At 40.8% G+C, this 21,755-nt stretch carries 14 protein-coding genes; all 14 read left to right on the top strand.

The genetic code is table 11. The annotated features are described in order from the left end of the window. The first annotated feature begins 52 nt into the window (after positions 1–52). The 14 genes from IEE83_RS12890 to IEE83_RS12955 all read left to right on the top strand — a co-directional run bounded on the left by IEE83_RS12890 (position 53) and on the right by IEE83_RS12955 (position 21,751). Positions 53–1,657: an arylsulfatase gene (locus IEE83_RS12890; protein ID WP_194120970.1), complete on the top strand. Its 1,605-nt coding sequence runs from the start codon at positions 53–55 to the stop codon at positions 1,655–1,657. A 45-nt stretch (positions 1,658–1,702) separates the two neighbouring features. Next, positions 1,703–4,009, top strand: a complete 2,307-nt coding sequence (locus IEE83_RS12895; protein ID WP_194120971.1) for an arylsulfatase — start codon at positions 1,703–1,705, stop codon at positions 4,007–4,009. 35 nt (positions 4,010–4,044) lie between these two features. Then, complete coding sequence (locus tag IEE83_RS12900) at positions 4,045–4,512, top strand: DUF6841 family protein (RefSeq protein ID WP_194120972.1); 468 nt, start codon at positions 4,045–4,047, stop codon at positions 4,510–4,512. A 38-nt stretch (positions 4,513–4,550) separates the two neighbouring features. After that, entirely contained in the window at positions 4,551–6,173 is a 1,623-nt protein-coding gene (locus IEE83_RS12905; RefSeq protein ID WP_194120973.1) for an arylsulfatase, read from the top strand. A 300-nt stretch (positions 6,174–6,473) separates the two neighbouring features. Next, the gene (locus tag IEE83_RS12910; protein WP_194120974.1) at positions 6,474–8,291 is read left to right on the top strand and encodes a sulfatase-like hydrolase/transferase; all 1,818 of its coding nucleotides are present in this window, start codon (positions 6,474–6,476) and stop codon (positions 8,289–8,291) included. Positions 8,292–8,749: 458 nt separating this feature from the next. Then, entirely contained in the window at positions 8,750–9,472 is a 723-nt protein-coding gene (locus IEE83_RS12915) for a thioredoxin domain-containing protein (RefSeq protein ID WP_194120975.1), read from the top strand. A gap of 103 nt (positions 9,473–9,575) precedes the next feature. After that, a complete protein-coding gene (locus IEE83_RS12920) occupies positions 9,576–10,802 on the top strand; it encodes a mandelate racemase/muconate lactonizing enzyme family protein (protein WP_194120976.1) in 1,227 nt (408 codons plus the stop codon). A gap of 41 nt (positions 10,803–10,843) precedes the next feature. Then, the gene (locus IEE83_RS12925) at positions 10,844–12,658 is read left to right on the top strand and encodes an arylsulfatase (protein WP_194120977.1); all 1,815 of its coding nucleotides are present in this window, start codon (positions 10,844–10,846) and stop codon (positions 12,656–12,658) included. A 449-nt stretch (positions 12,659–13,107) separates the two neighbouring features. Beyond that, positions 13,108–14,043: a type 2 periplasmic-binding domain-containing protein gene (locus tag IEE83_RS12930; protein WP_194120978.1), complete on the top strand. Its 936-nt coding sequence runs from the start codon at positions 13,108–13,110 to the stop codon at positions 14,041–14,043. Positions 14,044–14,172: 129 nt separating this feature from the next. Continuing rightward, positions 14,173–15,843, top strand: coding sequence for an arylsulfatase (locus IEE83_RS12935; protein ID WP_194120979.1), 1,671 nt, complete (start codon positions 14,173–14,175; stop codon positions 15,841–15,843). Positions 15,844–15,945: 102 nt separating this feature from the next. Then, a complete protein-coding gene (locus IEE83_RS12940) occupies positions 15,946–17,325 on the top strand; it encodes a sulfatase family protein (RefSeq protein WP_194120980.1) in 1,380 nt (459 codons plus the stop codon). 24 nt (positions 17,326–17,349) lie between these two features. Next, positions 17,350–19,113, top strand: a complete 1,764-nt coding sequence (locus IEE83_RS12945; RefSeq protein WP_194120981.1) for an arylsulfatase — start codon at positions 17,350–17,352, stop codon at positions 19,111–19,113. A gap of 116 nt (positions 19,114–19,229) precedes the next feature. Beyond that, positions 19,230–20,699, top strand: coding sequence for a sulfatase family protein (locus IEE83_RS12950; RefSeq protein ID WP_194120982.1), 1,470 nt, complete (start codon positions 19,230–19,232; stop codon positions 20,697–20,699). A gap of 41 nt (positions 20,700–20,740) precedes the next feature. Continuing rightward, positions 20,741–21,751: a hypothetical protein gene (locus tag IEE83_RS12955; RefSeq protein WP_228101794.1), complete on the top strand. Its 1,011-nt coding sequence runs from the start codon at positions 20,741–20,743 to the stop codon at positions 21,749–21,751. Positions 21,752–21,755 lie beyond the last annotated feature (4 nt).

The following is a 21,755-nucleotide window of genomic DNA, read 5'->3' on the forward strand; positions in this document are numbered from 1 at the left end:
CTTTTCCCTCACAGGATCTGGGCATTTGTTTTCTTAAAATAATAATAATCAGATGTTGCAACCACCCGTTAGATTTAATATCGTCAGAAGGATTTTTCAATACTGTTTTTTCGCGCTTGCTGTATCAACAAATCTACATGCACAGCAAAAAAATGAAAAGCCGAATATCGTCGTCATTCTTGCCGACGATATGGGGTTTTCGGACCTGGGTAGTTTTGGCTCGGAAATCAATACACCTAATCTGGATAAGCTGGCAAAGGAAGGTTTGAAAATAACACAATTTTATAACAGCGGAAGGTGCTGCCCTTCGCGCGCTGCGCTGCTCACGGGACTTTATCCGCATCAGGCTGGTGTTGGCGATATGGTGCAGGATAAAGGATCGCCGGCTTATCAGGGTTTTTTAAGCGAACATAGCGTTACCATTGCCCAGCTTTTGAAAACGGTGGGTTATAATACGATTGTATCCGGAAAATGGCATGTGGGACTTGTGCCATCTGCTTTGGCGCACAACCGTGGTTTTGATAAATCTTTTACGATGCAAAATAACGGAAGCAGTTATTTCAACTCTGAGCCAATTTACAACGATGGAAGAAAAGTGACTTTTCTTTTAAACGGGAAACCTATTGAAAGACAGGATACTTCCAGATATCTGACCCAGGCGATAACCGATTTTGCTATCAAATCACTGGATGAAATTAAATCGGATCCCAATCCTTTTTTCTTGTATCTGACCTATAACGCACCGCACTGGCCAATCCAGGCATTGCCGGAAGATATCGCAAAATATAAAGGAAAATATCTCAAAGGTTGGGAAAAATTAAGAACTGAACGCTATCGAAAAGAAAAGCAACTTGGAATTATTAAAAACGACTGGCAGCTTTCAGAAAAGTATGACCAGGTTCCGGATTGGGAAAAATTAACTTCTCCCGAACAGGATTTTTGGGATATGCGCATGGCGATTTACGCCGCCATGATTGACCGGATGGATCATGAAATCGGAAATATTCTCACAAAACTTAAAGAACTAAAAAAGGATAAAAACACAATAATTCTTTTCGTTTCTGATAACGGCGGAAGTGGTGATACGGTGAAAGACTGGAATTATGTCACACAGAAAAATGGCGCTCAGGGTACAGTTAATTCTATTGATAGTTATTATCCGCCTTGGGGAAATGTCAGTAATACGCCCTTCAAATTATTCAAAAAGAGTACACATGAAGGAGGAATCGCCACGCCGTTTATTGCATGGTATCCCGGCCTGATAAAAGCAGGAACGGTGAGTGATCATGTCGGTCACGTTATTGATGTCATGCCGACTTGTCTGGATCTGGCCGGAGTTCCATATCCCAACGATTTCGGCTCCAAAAGCCTGACGCCCCTGGAAGGAAAAAGTCTTTTGAATGTTTTTAAAAATCAATCCGCACCGGAACATCAGGCGCTTTTCTGGGAGCATGAAGGAAGTCGCGCGATCCGAAAAGGTGACTGGAAACTGGTGGCTGAAATTAACCAGCCCTGGGAACTTTACAATTTGAAATCAGACAGGTCTGAAACAAATAATGTTGCCGCACAACAACCGGGAAAAGTGAAGGAACTGGAAAAAGAATTTCTTCAATGGGCTGAGAAAGTCGGCGTTGTCGATTGGAATACGATCAAATGATTTATTGAAATAAACGCTTACCGGAAACTTTAAATAATATCTTGTATGAAAAATTTATCCTTCCCCGTTAAAACGCTGGCACTTGCGGCCATGGCCTGGATGGGGGCCGGCCAACTGGTTAATGCGCAGTATACACCTGCGCAACCATACAAAGGAAAAATTGGCAAAACCGTAAAAGAAACAACAGAGTCCTGGCCGGAACGTAAAAAAGCGGCTAAGGGCGCTCCAAATGTTGTCTGGATTTTGCTGGACGATGTTGGTTATGGCGCTATCAGTACTTTCGGTGGTTTGATCAATATGCCAAACCTGGATAGTCTGGCTAACAATGGTTTACGTTATACTAATTTCCATACAACTGCTATTTGTGCGCCAACCCGTGCCTCTTTGCTTACTGGCCGGAATTCTCATTCGGTACACATGGGGCTTTTCCCTGAAACTGCTATCGGAACGCCGGGTTATGATTCTCAAATGCCTTTTGAAAAAGCAACGGTTGCCGAAATCCTGAAAGAAAATGGCTACAACACTTTTGCTTTGGGTAAATGGCATATCACACCGCTCGTTGATCTGACTCCTGCCGGTCCGTTTAACCGCTGGCCAACCGGAAGAGGTTTTGAACAGTTTTACGGTTTTCCGTCACGTGGCAGTATTGATCAGTGGCATCCTGAAATGTGGGAAGGAATTCATCGGATAAAAGATCAGCAGGATGGAAAACATTTTAACGAATTGATTGCTGATAAGGCGATTAGTTATGTTTCCGGACAAGGTTCCGGAGGTTCTGAAAAACCGTTCTTTTTGTATATAGCAACCGGCGCTGGTCATGCACCACACCAGGTTGCCAAAGAATGGTCTGATAAATACAAAGGTAAATTTGATGATGGCTGGGACGCTTACCGTGAAAAAGTTTTAGCAAATCAGATCCGGTTGGGTGTTGTTCCGAAAAACGCAAAAATTCCCCCAAGAAACCCGGGCGTTAAGGATTGGAATACCTTATCTGCCGGAGAGAAAAAACTTTACGCCCGTTTCATGGAAAATTATGCAGGATTTCTTGAATATACGGATCATGAAATCGGCCGTGTAATAAACCATTTAAAAGAATCCGGTCAGCTTGAAAATACATTGGTTTTTGTTTCTGTCGGCGATAATGGTGCGAGTAAGGAAGGGACTTTTGTGGGGACCGTTAACAATTATGGAACCGGCATCACAGAAGACGAACGCCTGAAAAAGAATATTGAAAACATCGACCTGATCGGCTCGGAATTTTCGAAAGTGAATTATCCGCTTGGCTGGGCAGCTGCTACCAATGTACCTTTCCGTCACTGGAAATCAGATGCAAATTCAGAAGGAGGAACGCACAATCCGCTTATCGTTTTTTACCCAAAAGGAATCAAGGAGAAGGGAGGAATTCGGAATCAATATGGTCATGTCAGTGATATTTTGCCAACAACTCTGGAACTGATCAATGCCAAAGTTCCCGAAACAATTAACGGCTATAAACAGGAACCCTTTGAAGGCACAAGTCTGGCTTACAGCTTGAATGACGCATCGGCAAAAGACCGTCACTTGGTTCAGTATTACGAAATCCGCGGTTCACGTTCCATTTATAAGGACGGCTGGAAAGCAGGTTCTCTACATAAAAAAGGAACAGAATTCAGTGAAGATATCTGGGAGCTGTATAACGTAAAAGAAGATTTTAACGAAATCAACGATGTAGCCGCTCAAAATCCGGCCAAACTAAAAGAACTTCGTGCTTTGTTTGATTCAGAAGCTACAAAATATAATGTTTTCCCGCTCAAAGACGGTACCGAGCCATTCGTATTACCGACAGCTTACAAGGATGCCGACCGCGTGATTTTATATCCGGGACAATCTACCATTGTGGACGTTGGCGGACCATTTGCCATCAAAAAATCATTCAGTATTATTGCCGACGTGGAATTGCCGGGAGTAGAAACCGAAGGTGTTTTGCTATCTCGCGGGGGCTTTGAAGGCGGTTTAAGTTTCTTTGTGCAAAACCAGAAACTGAATCTTGTGTACGCCGTTGGAGACGGAACAAAATATGTGATTACTTCCGAAAAAGCCACATTGCCGACAGGGAAAGTTCAGCTTCGCGCCGATGTCAAATATGATCAGGCTGGCTCCGGAGTTGTAAGTCTATTTGCCAATAACAACAAAATAGGAGAGTCGAAAATCGAGAAAACCACGGGAGCCGTTTATCTGCATGAAGGGATCAACGTAGGAATTGATGACCTGACACCAGTTGCGGATACTTATAAAGTTCCGTTTGCCTTTACAGGTAAAATTAACAAAGTGGTGATTGAATATAATCCTGGTCAGGCAGCAAATCTGAAATAATATCTCCATGGTTTATCGACTTAAACATTCTTAAAATGATCAAAAAGACATATTACATTTTCGTTTTTCTTGCTTTCATGACGATGAATGCATTTGCTCAAAAAGATGGTACGCATACATTGCCGGAAAAGGAAAAAGCAGAAATAAATAAAGTACTGGATGATTATATAAAAACTTTCAGCGCGAAAGATTTGAAAGGCTGGGAGGGAACCTATCAGTTTCCACATTACCGGTTGGCAAGTGGTAAAATGAATGTCCTTGAAAAAGCAGGTTTGCGTGATTCCGCCGCTGTTTTTGGTCCATTGATCAAGGCTGGCTGGGATTACAGCAAATGGGATCACCGGAATATCATTCAGGCTTCAGACACCAAGGTTCATGTGGACACAAAATTTACAAGATTCAAAAAAGACGGAAGTAAAATTGCCTCCTACGAATCACTGTATGTTTTGACAAAAGAAGAAGGTCGCTGGGGAGTAAAACTTCGTTCGAGCTTTGCTGAATAACTTTTCTAGTATTTTTTTCAAATCATAAACCCATAGACATGCAAAAAAACATCAAATCAGTTTTTGCGCTGATCCTTTTTCTTTGCTTTCAAAATAGAAGTTTTGCCCAGAAAAAGCCGAATATTATCGTCATTCTTGCCGATGATATGGGCTATTCAGATTTGGGTTGTTATGGCGGTGAAATTCCAACGCCAAATCTGGACAATCTGGCTCAAAATGGTTTACGCTTGACCAGTTTTTACAACGGCGCCCGCTGCTGCCCGACGCGTGCAGCGCTGCTTACAGGAATTTACAGTCACCAAGCTGGTATTGGGCATATGATGGAAGACAAAGGAGTTGACCATCCTGCATATCGCGCCCAGATTAATAATAACAGCGTAACGATTGCTGAGGTGATGAAAGATGCCGGATATTTTACAGCGATGACCGGCAAATGGCACGTTGGACAACCTCACGGAACTGTGCCCTGGAAACGTGGTTTCGACAGATCTTTAAATGCTCCGGCAGGTGGATTTTACTATGGAGCAGGAAAAGGCGCGAAACTTTTCCTTGACGGAGAAGAGCTTGCCAATAATTCAGAAAAACTTCCGAAAGAATGGTACACAACAGACTTATGGACAGATTTTGGACTTCGTTTTATCGATGAAGGAATTGCTGCTAAAAAGCCATTTTTGTTATATCTGGCCCATAACGCACCGCATTTTCCATTACAGGCACCACAGGAGGATATTGATAAATTCAAAGGTAAATATCTGAAAGGTTATGAAAAGCTGCGCCAGGAAAGATATGAAAAACAGATCAAATTGGGCCTGATCGATCCTTCATGGAAATTGCCGCCAGCAAATCCGAATATTCCAAAATGGGAAACTTTGAGCCAGGCTGATAAAGAAAAATACGACCATATGATGGCGATTTATGCCGCTGTAATTTATCGTCTTGATAAAAGTGTGGGCGATCTTGTAGCCGGTTTGAAAAAAAGAGGTGTTTTTGATGATACGGTTATTATGTTCGTTTCCGACAATGGTGGAAATGCTGAGCCCGGTATTGAAGGGAAATTTGAAGGTGAAAAACCAGGTTCGGCTGAATCAGCGGTATTCATTGGACAAGGTTGGGCGGAAGCAGCTTGTACACCTTTCTGGGCATACAAGCATCATACGCATGAAGGCGGGATTTCTTCTCCCGGAATCATTTCCTGGCCTGCCGGAATTCCTGCAAGTCGCAATGGAAAGTTTGAAAAACAACCTGCTCATATCACCGATATTATGGCGACACTCGTAGATTTGGGTGACGCAAAATATCCGGTGACTTACCACGGAAATACCATTCAGCCATTGGAAGGTACAAGTTTAAAACCGTTATTATCGGGTAAATCAATCAACCGGAAAAACCCGATTTTCTGGGAACATGAGGGCAACCGCGCCATTCGTGACGGGAAATGGAAACTGGTAGCAGAACGTCCGGAACAATGGCAATTGTATGATATTGAAAAAGACAGAACAGAACTTGTTGATCTTGCTGCCAAATATCCTGATGTGGTAAAAGATTTGACCGCAAAATATAACGTTTGGTTTAAGCGCGTCCATGCTGAGCCATATGACCAGAATTTTAAATGGTTTTATGATTATGATAAAGCAAAAAAGGAAGCAGCTTTTTTGAAATAACTACTATTTGGATCGGCATTTGAAAATGATGCGTTTATCTCGATATAATAAATGATGAGTATACATGCTGTATTTCGGAGAAAGTGAGGAGGACGGAAACGCATAGGTCAAGAATGGATAATCAAATCTGTTTTTCACAAACGTCTTTTCCAACCAAACCCATCTTAATTAACCTAAATTCAAAAATACAAACCCAGGGTTGAAACCCTGGGTTTAATATCAACAGACTTTCCGGATTTAGCCAAAGCAAAATTTACAATATATTCACCAACAGATGCTTACTGTCAAAAAAGCCTCAACATGAAAAAAATAATTTTATCGGTCAGTCTCATATTTTGTGTTTTTTCAACCAAAGCACAAACCCAGCAAGATAAGCCGAATATTCTCTGGATTGTCAGCGAAGATAATATTCCGATGATCGGTGCTTATGGTGACCAGTTTTCCACGACGCCGAATCTGGATGCTTTTGCAAAAGAAAGTATTCTTTATAAAAATGCTTTTTCAACAGCACCCGTTTGCGCGCCTTCACGCAATACATTGATCACAGGTATGTATCCGCCGTCGCTTGGAACCGAGCATATGCGTAGTACTTATCCGGTCCCATCTTATGTAAAATTCTTTCCAAGATATTTGCGGGAGGCAGGTTATTACACGACCAATAATTCCAAAAAGGATTACAATACAACCGATCAGCTCGAAGCCTGGGACGAATCCAGTGACAAGGCAACATATAAAAACCGTAAAGAAGGCCAGCCATTTTTTGCCGTTTTCAATTTGAATACTACGCATGAAAGTTCATTATTCGAGCCGCTTCCAAAACTTAAACATGATCCTGAAAAAGTGCCGCTTCCGCCATATCATCCGCATACGCCGGAAATGAAACATGACTGGGCGCAGTATTATGACAAAATTGAAACGATGGATGGTCAGTTTGGCAAACTTTTAAGTGAATTGAAAGAAGCCGGATTGGCAGAAAACACCATCGTTTTTTATTATGGTGATAATGGCGGAGTTCTTGCAAGAAGTAAAAGGTTTATGTATGAATCTGGTTTGCACGTGCCTTTGATTATTCATTTGCCCAAAAAATATGAAAAACTGGCTTCTGTTGTGCCTGGTACAAAAACGGATCGTCTGGTTACTTTCCTTGATTTTGCTCCAACGATTTTGAGTCTGGTTGGAATAAAAATTCCTGATTACATGCAGGGAGAAGCATTTTTGGGAACGCAGCAGAAAGCAGAACATCAGTATGCCTACGGTTTTCGTGGACGTATGGATGAGCGAATCGATCTTTCAAGGGCGGTGCGTGACAAAAAATTCAGATACATCCGCAATTACTTGCCGCACAAGATTTACGGACAGTATCTCGAATATTTATGGCGCGCACCTTCTGTGAAATCCTGGGAAGATGAATACAAAGCCGGAAAGCTGAATGCTGTCCAGTCCAAATTCTGGCAGGAAAAACCGGCTGAGGAATTATTTGATATAGAAGCAGACCCGCATAACATAAAAAACCTGGTTGACGATCCGAAATATGCAAAAGATTTGGCCCGATTAAGAAAAGCAAATGAGGACTGGCTGATAAAAACGGAAGATGTAGGTTTTATTCCCGAGGCCATTTTGTCCGAAATCGCTGCCACGACGCCTTTACGGGATTATGCTAAAAGCGGAAAATATAATCTTAAACATATTCTGGAAACGGCCGATTGGGCTTCTTCCCGCAAACCGGTTTACACCAATGACCTGATCAAAAGATTATCTGATCCGGATCCTTCGGTGCGATACTGGGCAGCTACGGGACTTATTATTTTAAAAGCAAAAACTGGAAAGGATGCATTGATCAAGTCAACAAAAGATTCCGAAGCTGCTGTAAGGATTGCTGCGGCGGAAGCTTTGTATTACATCGGAGAAAAAGATTTGTCGATTAAAACCTTAACCGAAGCGTTAACGGTAAAAAATATACAAGCTCGCGTTCAGGCGCTCAATGCTTTAAGTAACATCGGTCCCGACGCAGCACCGGCGCTAGAAAGTGCAAAAACACTGGTTAAGGAAGTCCCCGGTATGATGGACTACGATTCCAGAGCGGCTAAGGATTTTGTTACCAGGTTTGGCAAGAAATAACAACATCTTAATATCATAATACTAAATAAAATTTATAGAATCGGGTTGGATTAATAAAGATAAGTCAGCCCGATTCTATAAATTTTTTCTGTTTAATGTGTTCATTATTAATGTTTTAGATTAAAATTGATTTATGTCATAAAACATAATTTCACTGCTCTGTTTGCTTTATTATAATATTTTCCTTCCTTTGTCTATATATTTAATAGACTATATCTGAATTCAGCTAACCACCGGCTCAGATGTATTTATAACAAGTTACGCAAAAGAGTATGTGTAGCGGATTATTTTTTAAAAATTTCTGCAATTATGGTGGTGGTATTCTCAATTTTTTAACAGGCTTAGGTTAAGTTTTCGGTTCCGGAAATTTAGTTTTCGCATGTTTCATTTACCGCTTTCTCTATTGCGTCGCGTTGGATCATCTTAACATCATAAAGCAACTTTAACGATCATTAAAAATGAAAAAACTTAGACTATTATCGCTTGCACTTCTTGCGCTTTTACTACAAACCGTTGCCTTCGCCCAAACCCAACCAAGAAAAGATCTTCTGACTTTCGAGCAGTTTGAGGCGAAACTGAAAGCCGCCGGAAAGGATGCCCAGATTCTTGATGCACGTTTGCCGGAAGAATATCAACAAAATCATTTGGAAGGCGCCGTTAGCTTTAATATTGCGAACAAAGCCGATTTTGATAAGGAAAGTGCGAAATTGAATAAGGATAAACCAGTATTTATTTATTCAATCGGAAATGGTCGAAGCAGTGTTTTGGCCAAAGATTTAAGAGGCATCGGGTTTAAAGATGTAACAGAAATCCCGGGCGGTTTAAGCAAATGGATAGGTTTAGGAAAACCTGTTATCTCAACAGTTGGCAAAGGATTAAATCGTGAAGAATACACAGCTTCACTAAAAAGCGATAAACTGGTATTGGTTGATTTCGGATCACGTTACTGCGGATCTTGCAAGAAACTTGCACCCATAGTGGATTCAATTAAAAATGAACAGGCAAGCAGCCTTAAAGTAATAAAAATTGAGGCTTACGAAAACAAGGATCTGGTTAAAGAGCTTGGTGTAGTTTCACTTCCGACTTTGGTTTTATACAAAAACAACGAAGTTATCTGGAAGAAAACAGGAGTAACCCCTAAAAAAGAAATCGAAAAAGCCTTAGCTGGTCAAACGCTGTAATTTTTTAAACGCAGAGTAAAGGAGTTTAAATTAAGAGGAACACAGAGAAATAAAAACTCTGTGTTCCTCTTTTTAACTCTGTCAACCTCTGTGTAACCTCAAAATGGAAAGAAGAAATTTTTTAAGAACTACCGGATTAATTCCATTAGCACTTATTCCTGAATTTAGCGGAGCAGAAATAAAACTCACAATTACAGATATACAAGTCCATGTCGTTAAGGTTAACACACGTGGAAACTGGTATTTTATTGAATTGAAAACGAATAAAGGAATTAGCGGTCTTGGTGAAGCTTCACATGGATTTACCTTGAAAGACGGTGATGCAAAACTGCTGGAAGAAATCAAAATCCTGTTCGAGCTGGTAAGAGGTGAATCACCATTTCAGGTGGAACAATTCAGGCAGCGCGGGTTACAAAAGTCCAATGCAAAAGGAAAAACTGCCGTTACCGCTTTCAGTGCCATCGAACATGCTTTGTGGGATCTCAATGGAAAAGCATTGGGAATTCCGGTTTATGACTTACTGGGAGGAAAACTTCGGGATAAGCTGAAAGTTTATGCCAATATAAACAGAGCAACAAACGAGCGCGACGCGAATGGCAGAAGGCTGATTCCGGCATTTCAGAAAAATGCTGAGGATGCGCTTAAAAGTGGTTTTAAAGCTGTGAAACTTGCTCCGTTTGATGACATGAAACCATTAGCCACTTCCAATCCAAAACAAATTGAAGATGATATTGATTATGCTGTTTCCTGCATTGAAGCGGTTCGGAAAACTATTGGAAAAGATGTTGATTTACTGATTGATGTGCATAGTCATTTAAATAAGGAGCTCGCAATTTCGACGGCAAAACGTCTGGAAAGTTCGGATTTATACTGGTATGAAGAAGCCATTGATCCTGAAAAATATACTGATGAAACCAAAGCTATAACCGAGGCAATAAAACAAGGCTCTGCCGGTGGCGAATCCATTATTGGCCGGGAAGGTTATAACAAAATTATTTCACAAAGAGCGCTTGATATCATTATGCCCGATGTGAAACATTGTGGTGGAATTCAGGAATTGCGCTTTATTGCCGCGCATGCGGAGACAGCCGGTGATATCAAAGTTTCCCCGCACAATCCGAGCGGTCCGGTATCTACCGCCGCCAGCGTTCAGGTTTGTGCTGCAATACCAAATTTTTCTATTCTCGAATATGCTTATGGAGAAGTTCCATGGCGGGCAGATCTGTTGTCGCCGTCAGAGCATTTTGAAGATGGATATATCGGCGTGCCGGATACGCCGGGTTTAGGTCACAAGCTTAATTATGAATTGCTGAAAAAACATGCGGTTTAGCTTTAATGAGAAATTAATGAACTGGTCGTAATGCATTGTTTATGAGTAATATGAAATCTTTGGTTGTCGTAAAATCTTCAAAAGTTGCGACCCGTTTTTATGAACGGGTTTTCAGTTTTGTTCTATTATTTTTCATTACTTCGGTTACCGGATTTGCTCAAACAAAACCAAATATTGTCTTTATTCTTACAGATGATCAGGGCTGGGGAGATTTGAGTATCAATGGAAATACAAATGTGCAAACCCCAAATATTGATAAACTCGCCAGAGATGGCGCCCGTTTCTCCAGATTTTATGTTGCACCGCTTTGCGCACCCACCCGGGCAGGACTTTTAACTGGTCGCTATCATTACAATGCAGGTGTATATGGCGTTTCTAATTCCAAAGAATTCCTGAATCTTGATGAAGTTACGCTGGCTGATCTTTTTAAAAAGTCTGGTTATGCGACGGGCTGCTTTGGAAAATGGCATAACGGAAGTCAGTATCCATATCATCCAAACGGTCGGGGCTTTGATGAATTTTATGGTTTTTTGAGCGGGCATTATGCGAATTATTTTGATACCATGCTTGATCATAATGGTGAACCGGTGCGCAGTAAAGGTTTCATTACGGATGATCTGACCGATAAAGCGATCGGTTTTATTGAGAAAAATAAAGACAAGCCTTTTGTATGTTATGTGCCTTATAATGCGCCGCATTCGCCTTTTCAGGTTCCTGACAAATATTACGACCGTGTTAAAGCCAGAGGTTTGAAACAATTCAGCCAGAATATCAGTCAGGAAGATCCGGAAGTAACCATTTCTGCTTTGGCGATGTGTGAAAATATTGATGACAATGTGGGCCGGATTTTGAAAAAACTGGATGACCTTAAACTGACAGAAAATACGATTGTAATCTACATGACCGATAATGGTCCTAATTCCTGGCGTTGGAATGGAAATATGAAAGGCAGGAAAGGTGTAGCTGATGAAGGCGGCGTGCGTGCACCGTTTTTTATCCGCTGGCCAGGCGTTATCCCAGCAGGAAAAATTGTAATTGACAACGCCGCTTACATCGATATTCTTCCAACGCTTACAGATTTTGCAGGAATATCAACCTCCGGTACAAAACCACTGGATGGTGTTAGTTTGAAGTCATTGTTAAAAGGCGAGAAAAACACGTTGCCTGAAAGATATCTTTTTTCTTCTATTAATAAATTTAACAGTGTTAGGAAATGGCCCTATCTTGTCTCAGAAGGTAATTTGTATGATTTAGCAAAAGATTCAACCCAAAGCAAAAATATTGCGGCTGAATTTCCGGATATCTACAAAGACCTTTCCAGCCGGTTGAATTCCTGGTACAAAGAGTCGATGGCGAGAATTGATACGGTCCGCTGGATTCCTGTCGGTTACCAACAATTTCCCAAAACAACATTACCATCTCAGGACGCGAAATTATTTAGATCAAAAACAGGAACATTATCATACAGCGCATCTGCACCGAATTCTTCCTGGATAGCGAACTGGAACGACACAGATTCTTATGCACTATGGGATGTAGATGTGCATACTTCGGGAAAGTATAAACTGAATATTCTATATACCATTCCGGAAGCCAATGCAGGAAGTACTTTTGATATTATATTCAATTCAAAATCGATCTCCGGCACCATTACAGAACCTTTCGATCCGCCGCTTTTACCAAGCCCCGACCGTGTGAAGAGAAATGGTGAATCTTATGAAAAGGTGTTTAAAACGAAATTTGTAGGAAGTTGGGAGCTGGAAAAAGGAAAAGGTCAAATCAAACTTCAAGCAAAACAATTGAAAGGAAATCGTTTTGCAGATATTCGCGCGATTGAATTGATACTTATAAAGTAGTCAGGGTAATGATATTATCAAACCAATTGAAAGATATTCAACTGTTTTTTTCATAAATCAGATTTTGTCTATGTCCCGATTTTACTACTATAAAATAATTATTCAAACATAATATATTGTCTTTCATAGATAAAACCTGAAATATTAAAAATGTTTTGGTAATCTATTTTTATTAAACTTACTTTGTCTATCAATATAGTAGGGTACTATTCTTTTTATTACCACCAGTAAAAAGGATACGACACAAAAAGTATAACTATGATACCGATGAATTCATATTCTTCGCAGCTTTTTGCTGCACCTATGGTGGGAAATATTTTGCATGCTCTGAATATAAGCTGTTGTTGTCAGGCTTGACACTCGCTATATAAATCTTTCAATCCGTTGCAATCAACTTTTTAAAGCTGATTGTGATATGCAAAAACTAATTCTATTTTTCTTATAACATCATGAAAACGATCAAATCATTCCTATTTGCTGCCGGCCTGGCCGTATCTGCCAGTCCAACCTTATTCGCTCAGGAAGCATCTCAAAATAAAGTAGTTATCACAGGAGTTCGCTTTGCTTATCCTTTGGTCGACAAATGGATTAAACAATACACTGCTGAAAATCCAAAAGCGCAGATCACAATTGATGCCAGAACAATCACTGATCCTGAAAAATATGATTTGCTTATCGAGGCTTACGATCAGGATAAAGCAGTAAAAGAAACGAGAGAATATATTTCTATCGGCCGTTATGCGCTTCTGCCGGTTGCCAATTCAACCTCTGCTTTTGCAAAAGAATATGGTGATAAAGGTTTGATCGAAAAAACATACAAACAAATTTTCTTCCACGACATTTACGCGGAAAAAGATCCGACAATCACAGTTCCTTTCACAGTTTACACGCGTCTTCAAAAAGCTGGCGCACCTTCTACTTTTGCCAAATATTTTGGATACGAGCAGCAGCAGATCAAGGGAAAAAGCATTGCAGGTGCTGATGAGCATTTGATCAAGGCTTTATTAAAAGATGATACCGGTATCACTTATACCGTTCCTGGTCTTGCATACGATCTGACTACACGTAAACCGACAGAAGGTTTAACCATTATTCCGGTTGATCTGGACGGAAATGGCCGGGTGTCAAAAGAAGAAAAACAAAATGAAAATCTTGATCAGGTTTTGGAAAAACTGGAAACTTCCGACAAGGTGAAAAATGTACCAGTTGAATATGTTCATTTTTCCATAGCAAAAAATAACAGCAATCCGGAAGCAAAGAAATTTCTTCTTTGGGTAGCATCACATGCTGAAGGCGATCTTCATCAGTTCGGCTATCTTAAACCTGAAGCAAAACGTTTGCAGGGTGAAAAGGAAAAGCTTGAAAGATTTTCAGCAGTGAAATAATTTTAGGTGAATTAATTTACGTTTTCGGTGCCGGGCATTATGTTCCTGGCACCTGAAATTTTTAATCTCAAAACTTCCTCCCGGTTCTTATTCCGGTTCCTTTCCGGGATTTTTAACTAACCCTGCATCATGAAATTTAATTTTATCTTTGGTCTGCTTTTAACGGGCAGTACTTTCACTACGTTTGCCCAAAAAAATAAAAAAGCAGATACCCGGCCCAACATCGTCCTGATTATGGTTGATGATATGGGTTATTCTGATATAGGTTCCTATGGTTCCGAAATCCAGACGCCCAACCTGGATAATCTTGCCAAAGAGGGAATCCGTTTCCGCGAGTTTTACAACAATTCCATTTGTGCACCTACGCGCGCTTCTCTGATCACAGGTCAATATCCGCACAAAGCCGGAATCGGTTATTTTGACATCAATTTGGGTTTACCTGCTTATCAGGGATATTTAAATAAAGAATCTTTAACTTTCGCCGAGGTACTTAGAAATTCTGGTTACAGTACTTTAATGAGCGGAAAATGGCACGTTGGAAGTGACAGTACTGCCTGGCCAAATCAACGCGGTTTTGATCATTTTTATGGTTTTATAAAAGGAGCCAGCAATTATTTTGATATTGGAGAATATGGTCAGGCGCCACCCGTTGACTTGATCAAGGATAACAAAAGAATTACGTTGAAATCGGGTTTATATCTTACCAACGAAATCACCAACAATGCCCTTGAATTTCTGGATGATCAAAGCAAAACGGAAAAACCATTTTTCCTGTATCTGGCTTTCAATGCGCCGCACTGGCCTTTGCAGGCATTGCCGGAAGATATTGCAAAATACAAGGGCCGTTACAGCATAGGGTGGGATTCACTTCGTGTTGAACGCATCAAAAAACAAAAAGCGATTGGCATTTCAGATCCGAAACAAGCGATTGCAAAACGCGACCCGGAAGTTCCGCTTTGGGGCAATCTGACTTACAGCGAAAAGCAGCTTTGGGAAAAGAAAATGGAAGTTTACGCAGCCATGGTTGACCGGGTTGACCAGAATATTGGACGTCTGAGAGATAAATTGAAAGAATTGAAAAAAGATGATAATACACTCATCGTTTTTATTTCGGACAATGGAGCGCAAGGCGGTTATTCTCCAACAGGACGCAGAAAACCACAGCGTAACACCGGCCCGATCGGGACTGCCGGCTCTTATGAATACCAGGAACAAAGCTGGGCATATGTTTCCAATACGCCGCATACCAAGTATAAGGATAATATGCACGAAGGCGGAATCAGCGCTCCTTTTATCGCTTGGTTCCCAAAGCAAATCAAAGGCGGAAATATCGTAAAAGGAACAGGTCATCTTATTGATCTTGCACCAACATTTTACGAATTTGCAAGTGCCGCATATCCTGCAAAACTAAACGGCGCAACAGCAAATCCGCTCGCAGGAAAAAGTCTGGTACCGGTATTGACAGGCAAAACAGAATCGGTTGAAAGAGGTGAGCCGATATTCTGGGAACGTGCCGGTAATCGTGCGGTAAGAAAAGGAAAATGGAAAATTGTTTCAACTTACCCGGCTTACAAATGGGAGCTTTACGATCTGGAAAAAGACCGCGGCGAAAACAATGATGTATCTGCTGCCAATATTGAAGTTGTGAATGAATTGTCTGCGGATTATTTCAAGTGGGCGGATAAAACCGGGGTTGTGGATTATGACAAGATCAAACCTGCAAACCAGATAGGTTTTCCAACGCCTGCTGCCGCCGGCGCTGCTGCAAATCCGGCTGCAAGACGGGCAAATGTTGAGTAGTAATTATAATTAACGTATAAATCATAGCGTGATAGTTTTACTTTGGTTGTTTGAAGTAGGGCTATCACGATTTGTTTTTCAGTCATTAGAGAATTTATCAAAATGAAGAAGATTTTATTAAGCGTAATTTTACTTTCCGGGCCGGCAGTTACTTTTGCACAGCAAAAAACAACAAAGCCAAATATCGTCGTCATTATGGCTGATGATTTAGGTTATGGTGATATTGGAACATTTGGAGCAACAGATATCAGAACACCAAACATTGATAATCTGGCAACAAAGGGAATCAAATTTACTTCATTTTATTCTACCTCCCCGGTTTGCAGTCCTTCAAGAGCTGCCTTGATTACAGGGCGTTACCCAAAGCGATTAGGCATCGATCACGTATTTTTTCCTGAAAGTTTTACCGGAATCCCAGCCGAAGAAGTTACGATAGCGGAAGCTTTGAAAGGAAATGGTTATAAAACAGCGATTTTCGGAAAATGGCATCTTGGACACCATAAATCGTTTTTGCCGTTACAAAATGGTTTTGACGAATACTATGGAATTCCATATAGTAATGATATGATGGGCGTTGTTTACCTGAAAGGTAATGATGTAGATAGTATTAAAGTCAACCAGAATTATATCACAAAAACTTATACCAGCAAAGCGGTAAAATTTATTGATAAGAATAAAGACAAACCGTTTTTCCTATACATAACGCACAATATGCCGCACGTTCCGTTGTACGCTTCACCTGCGTTTGAAGGGAAGTCCAAACGAGGTTTGTATGGTGATGTGATCGAGGAAATTGACTGGAGTGTAGGAGAAGTTGTGAAGGCTTTAAAGAAAAACCGTCTGGAAGAAAATACGCTCGTTGTTTTCACAAGTGATAATGGACCCTGGCTGATTTTTGATGTGGAAGGCGGTTCTGCCGGTCCATTGAGACAAGGAAAGGGCACAACTTTTGAAGGCGGACAACGCGTGCCGACGGTGGCATCATGGCCTGGAAAAATTAAACCCGGAACTGTTTATGATGATCTTGCTTTGCAGCTTGATTTGTATCCGACCATCATCAGCCTGACTGGAAGTCAGAAAACGGAGACCAAAAAACCACTTGACGGGGAAGATATCAGTCCGGTATTGTTTGGAACTGGAAAACGGAAAGGAAAAGAATTTGCTTATTATTCTTATGGCAAAATCGAGGCTTACAGAAATGGCGATTGGAAGATCCGTTTGCCGCAGCCGGATACAAAAGTTAATGGAATAACGGTTGTTCCTGCAACAGATACACTTTTGTTCAATCTCAAAACGGATATTGGTGAAAAGAATAATCTTCTGAAGTCAAATCTGGCAAAAGCAAAAGAATTGCTTGTCTCGCTAGACCTATTTAAGAAAAAACTAGGTCAGACACCGCCTGCTTTGGTGCAGCAGATGCCTGCTGATAATAGTCATATTAAAAAACGTGCAGAAAGAGCAGCGGCGAAAGGCAGTAAGTAATATAACGTTGTGAATTCAAGATTCATGAAAAGAATTTTCAGGATATTTTCCGTCATTTTCTTTGCAGGCTCGGTCAATCTGCATGCACAAAAAACAATTTCCAAAAAGCCCAATATAATCCTGATCATGACCGATGATCAGGGTTATGGCGATTTTGGATTTACCGGAAATCCTTATGTAAAAACGCCTAACATAGATAACCTGGCCGCAAGATCGGTCAGGTTAACTAATTTTCACAATTCTCCCGTCTGCGCACCCACACGCGCGAGCCTGCTCACCGGACGATATGCGCAGCGCACAGGTGTTCATGATACCTACAATAACGGCGCGATCATGGCGACAGAGGAAATTACAATTGCAGAAATTCTTGGTCAGAACGGCTACAAAACCGGTATTGTCGGGAAATGGCATTTGGGAGATAATTATCCTTTTCGTCCTTCTGAACAAGGTTTTCAGTACAGTTTGGTACACGGTGGCGGAGGGATTGGCCAGCCGGGCGATTTAATTGAAAATTTCACCAGACCTGACAGCAGTTATTTCAATACCGTACTTTCCGAGAACAATAAACATGTTTTCCCAAAAGGTTATTGTACTGATATTTTCACAGATGCGGCTCTTGATTTCGTGAAAGAAAATAAGTCGGCGCCGTTTTTCCTGTACGTTTCCTATAATGCGCCGCATGATCCTTTGCAGCTTCCAAAGAAATATGAAGACCTCTACAAAGACCTGAAATTTGATTCTGATCTGGATAAAGATCCAAAAAAATCCTGGTCGAAAATGTTGGAAAAAGATAAGGAAAATGCACGGAAAGTGTATGGAATGGCGACTAACATTGACGATAACGTAGGCCGGATCCTTGCAGAAATAAAAAAACAAAATCTGGAAGAAAATACGATTGTGATTTTTCTGACAGATAATGGAAATCAGCAATTACGCTTTAATACAGGTTTTCGTGGTTTGAAAGGTTCAGTATATGAAGGAGGCACGCATGTGCCATTTCTTATTTCCGGTAAAGGTTTTATTCCTGAAAATAAGGATCTGAATGGTTTGACAGCACATGTTGATTTACTTCCGACACTTTTAGAGGCAGTCAATATTCCCTTTCCAAAAACAATTAAAGGAGATGGAAAATCAGTTTTTAAACAAATATTGGGAAAACAGGAGGCGCCGCAACGGACTTTTTACAATACCTGGAATCGTGGCTGGCCTGAACCTTACCGGAATGCAGCAATATATCAGGGCAATTACAAATTGGTAGCATCCGAAGCTACTCAGGATGATATTAACACCTTCGGACTTTTCAATCTTAAAATGGATCCGTTTGAAGAAAATAATCTGGTAAAAAGCGATATAGATCTTGCGTTAAAGTTGAAAAATATACTTGACAGCACTTTTAAAGATATTTCAGCCAGTCCGCATTTGAGTCCAAGAAGAATTGAAGTAGGAACTATTCATGAAAATCCAGGTATCCTGACGCGTCAGGATTTAGGTGGAACCGGTGTAAGAAACTGGACTGGCGACAATGCGCTTGGCATCTGGACTGTAAGGGTTTTGGAGGATGGTTTTTATGACTTCAAAGCGATAAACATAAAACCAATTCCCAAAGGAACGCGCTCATTAATCAGGTTAGGACAGATTCAGCGAAGCAAATTTGTTAATGACGAAAGTAAAACTGTTTCTTTCACCAATATTTTTTTGAAAAAAGGGGATTATGATATTGAATCGTGGTTTGAAACAGTTGCTGCGATAAACAGCCCGTATTATCTCGAAGTTTTAAAACAGAAATAGCCCTATTACAAAAACTTAGATTCTAACATGAATTAGTAATTCCCAATCATTATTCAAATTAACTCTATAAGGTCGATAGGTAAAGTAAATACTGGTATTCCTTAACTTTTATCATCATGAAATTAAAATATATATTTCTTTCGAAGCTGATGCTTTTGGGTGTTTACGGAGCAAAAGCACAAACCGGGAAAAATGTTAGTCGCCCTAATATTATCTTCATTTATACAGATGATCAGCGGTTTGACGCACTTAGTATTGTGCAAAAGGAGCAGGGTGAAAAGGCACGGTTTCCTTGGTTTAAAACACCAAATCTGGATCGGATTGCGGCGGAAGGTGTGCGTTTCAGAAATGCATTTGTGATCAATTCTTTATGCTCACCGAGCCGTTCAACCATGTTAAATGGCCGGTATAATCACCTGAATGGCATTGCAAATAATCATACAGGACTGAAAGACACAACGGTAACCTACGCCACAGAAATACGTAAAGCAGGTTACCAGACCGCATTTTTTGGAAAATGGCATATGGGAAATGAAACCGGGAAAAGACCCGGTTTTGACTATTCGGCAAGCTTTGTAGGGCAGGGGAAATATTTTGATTGCCCTGTCGAAATCAATGGCGTAACACTGCCTACCAAAGGCTGGATCGACGACGTTTCTACAACGAATGCGCTAAATTATATCAGAGAAAATAAAGATAAAATTTTTCTTGTAACGCTGGCATTTAAATCCGGACACGGACCTTTTCAGCCACCCGTAAGGCATAAGGATTTGTTTTCAGATGCAATTTTGACAAAACCAGTTTCAGAAAGTCTGAATTCTCCTTTTCAGGATCAGATTGATTCCGGGAAAAAAGCTCCGGCGGCGCAACAGAAAAAAGATGGTTCGTGGACAGAAAATAATGACGAGAAAATCAGGAATTATTTCAGGGCGCTGACAGGTATTGATGACAATGTCGGTCGTTTGTTGGCTACTCTGGATTCCCTGCATCTGGATCAAAATACCGTAGTGATTTTTTCAAGTGATAACGGGTTTTTCTTTGGTGAGCACGGATTGGGAGACAAACGTGCAGCTTATGATGAATCCATTCGAATTCCGTTGCTGGTAAAATATCCGGCAAGATTCCCGAAAGGTAAACTGATTGATAAAATTGTATTAAATCTGGATGATGCTCCTTCGATTCTCGATTTAGCCGGCGTCAAAACGCCTGCCACATTCCAGGGAAAAAGCTGGGTGCCTTTGATTGAAGACAAGGCGAAAGACTGGCGGACATCGTTTCTGTATGAATATTTTTACGAAACCCCATATAATGTTCCTACGATTAAAGCGGTGAGAACGGAGACCGGGAAACTGGTGCAGTATCCCGGTGAAACGGGCTGGTCGGAATTATACGATTTGACAAAGGACCCTAACGAAACAAACAACTTGTACAATACCGCCGCAGGCAACAAGCTGAAAGCCCAGCTTGGAAAAGAACTTGAAAAACAGGAAAAAGCGGTTGGATATGTTGATCCGGAATATGCAGATCCGAAACCGTTGGATGAACACGGAAAATACAAACGTCCTCAGAAAGAGCTGATACCGTAAATAAATCTTCAAGGTTTTTGATTATAAAACAAGAATTTAAAATGAAATTTTATCAAAAGATATGTCTGGTCTTAGGACTGGCAGCAACTACCTCGCACTTCGTTCAGGCCCAACATTTTACATTTCAGCGTTTTGACAAGAATCCAATCATTTCGCCCGAGTTGCTTCCCGGTAAAGACGGTCAGAATATTAATGGTCCGTCTTTGATCATAGTACCGGATTGGCTGCCCGGAAAATTGGGAAAATACTATCTCTATTTTGCAGATCATAACGGAACCTATATTCGCTTTGCCTACGCCAATGATGTGAAAGGTCCGTGGAAAGTTTACGAGCCGGGCACCTTAAAAATGAATGATTGTGCCTGCAAAGGTGAGGATGACGAATTAAAAGCCGGCCGCCACATTGCTTCGCCGGATATACATCTGGATGAAGTTAATAAACAGATAGTCATGTATTTCCACTGTCCTCTGTTTGTCAGTGGTGATAAAAAAGATAAAGCTAGTTACAAACAATTAACACTCCGGGCAACTTCTGGCGACGGTATCAATTTTAAGCCTGAAACTACTCAGCTGGGTGAATCGTATTTTAAAGTTTTTAAATGGAAAAATGAATTCTATGCATTTTCCCGACTGGGTATTTTGTGGAAATCAAAAGATGGTATTGCCGCTTTTGAAAAAGGTCCGAATCCGTTTGACAAAATTCAGTCTCCGGCTTCCACTTTACGTCATGCAGCTGTTACGCTGAAAGGCAACACCTTATGGGTTTTCTATTCCAGAATTGGTGACAGTCCTGAAAGAATTTATTTTTCAAAAATTGAACTTACTAATGATTGGAATAATTGGAAACCGACCGAACCGGTCGTTGTGGCGCTTCCTGAAAAGAATTACGAAGGAGCCGATTTGCCACTGACGGTTTCTACGGAAGGAGCCGCAAAACAACGTTTTCGAGAACTTCGTGATCCGGCGGTTTATGAAGAAAACGGTAAAATATATCTGCTGTACACTGTTGCTGCGGAAAGTGGTATTGCCATGGGAGAGCTGAAAATTAAATAGTCAG

This window comes from Dyadobacter subterraneus (assembly GCF_015221875.1).
In the GTDB taxonomy this organism is placed as follows: domain Bacteria; phylum Bacteroidota; class Bacteroidia; order Cytophagales; family Spirosomataceae; genus Dyadobacter; species Dyadobacter subterraneus.

What these genes read in the sequence shown, in the direction of transcription:
- IEE83_RS12890 (WP_194120970.1), top strand. Translation starts at nt 53, where the DNA reads ATGTTGCAACCACCCGTTAGATTTAATATCGTCAGAAGGATTTTTCAA.
- IEE83_RS12895 (WP_194120971.1), top strand. Translation starts at nt 1,703, where the DNA reads ATGAAAAATTTATCCTTCCCCGTTAAAACGCTGGCACTTGCGGCCATG.
- IEE83_RS12900 (WP_194120972.1), top strand. Translation starts at nt 4,045, where the DNA reads ATGATCAAAAAGACATATTACATTTTCGTTTTTCTTGCTTTCATGACG.
- IEE83_RS12905 (WP_194120973.1), top strand. Translation starts at nt 4,551, where the DNA reads ATGCAAAAAAACATCAAATCAGTTTTTGCGCTGATCCTTTTTCTTTGC.
- IEE83_RS12910 (WP_194120974.1), top strand. Translation starts at nt 6,474, where the DNA reads ATGAAAAAAATAATTTTATCGGTCAGTCTCATATTTTGTGTTTTTTCA.
- IEE83_RS12915 (WP_194120975.1), top strand. Translation starts at nt 8,750, where the DNA reads ATGAAAAAACTTAGACTATTATCGCTTGCACTTCTTGCGCTTTTACTA.
- IEE83_RS12920 (WP_194120976.1), top strand. Translation starts at nt 9,576, where the DNA reads ATGGAAAGAAGAAATTTTTTAAGAACTACCGGATTAATTCCATTAGCA.
- IEE83_RS12925 (WP_194120977.1), top strand. Translation starts at nt 10,844, where the DNA reads ATGAGTAATATGAAATCTTTGGTTGTCGTAAAATCTTCAAAAGTTGCG.
- IEE83_RS12930 (WP_194120978.1), top strand. Translation starts at nt 13,108, where the DNA reads ATGAAAACGATCAAATCATTCCTATTTGCTGCCGGCCTGGCCGTATCT.
- IEE83_RS12935 (WP_194120979.1), top strand. Translation starts at nt 14,173, where the DNA reads ATGAAATTTAATTTTATCTTTGGTCTGCTTTTAACGGGCAGTACTTTC.
- IEE83_RS12940 (WP_194120980.1), top strand. Translation starts at nt 15,946, where the DNA reads ATGAAGAAGATTTTATTAAGCGTAATTTTACTTTCCGGGCCGGCAGTT.
- IEE83_RS12945 (WP_194120981.1), top strand. Translation starts at nt 17,350, where the DNA reads ATGAAAAGAATTTTCAGGATATTTTCCGTCATTTTCTTTGCAGGCTCG.
- IEE83_RS12950 (WP_194120982.1), top strand. Translation starts at nt 19,230, where the DNA reads ATGAAATTAAAATATATATTTCTTTCGAAGCTGATGCTTTTGGGTGTT.
- IEE83_RS12955 (WP_228101794.1), top strand. Translation starts at nt 20,741, where the DNA reads ATGAAATTTTATCAAAAGATATGTCTGGTCTTAGGACTGGCAGCAACT.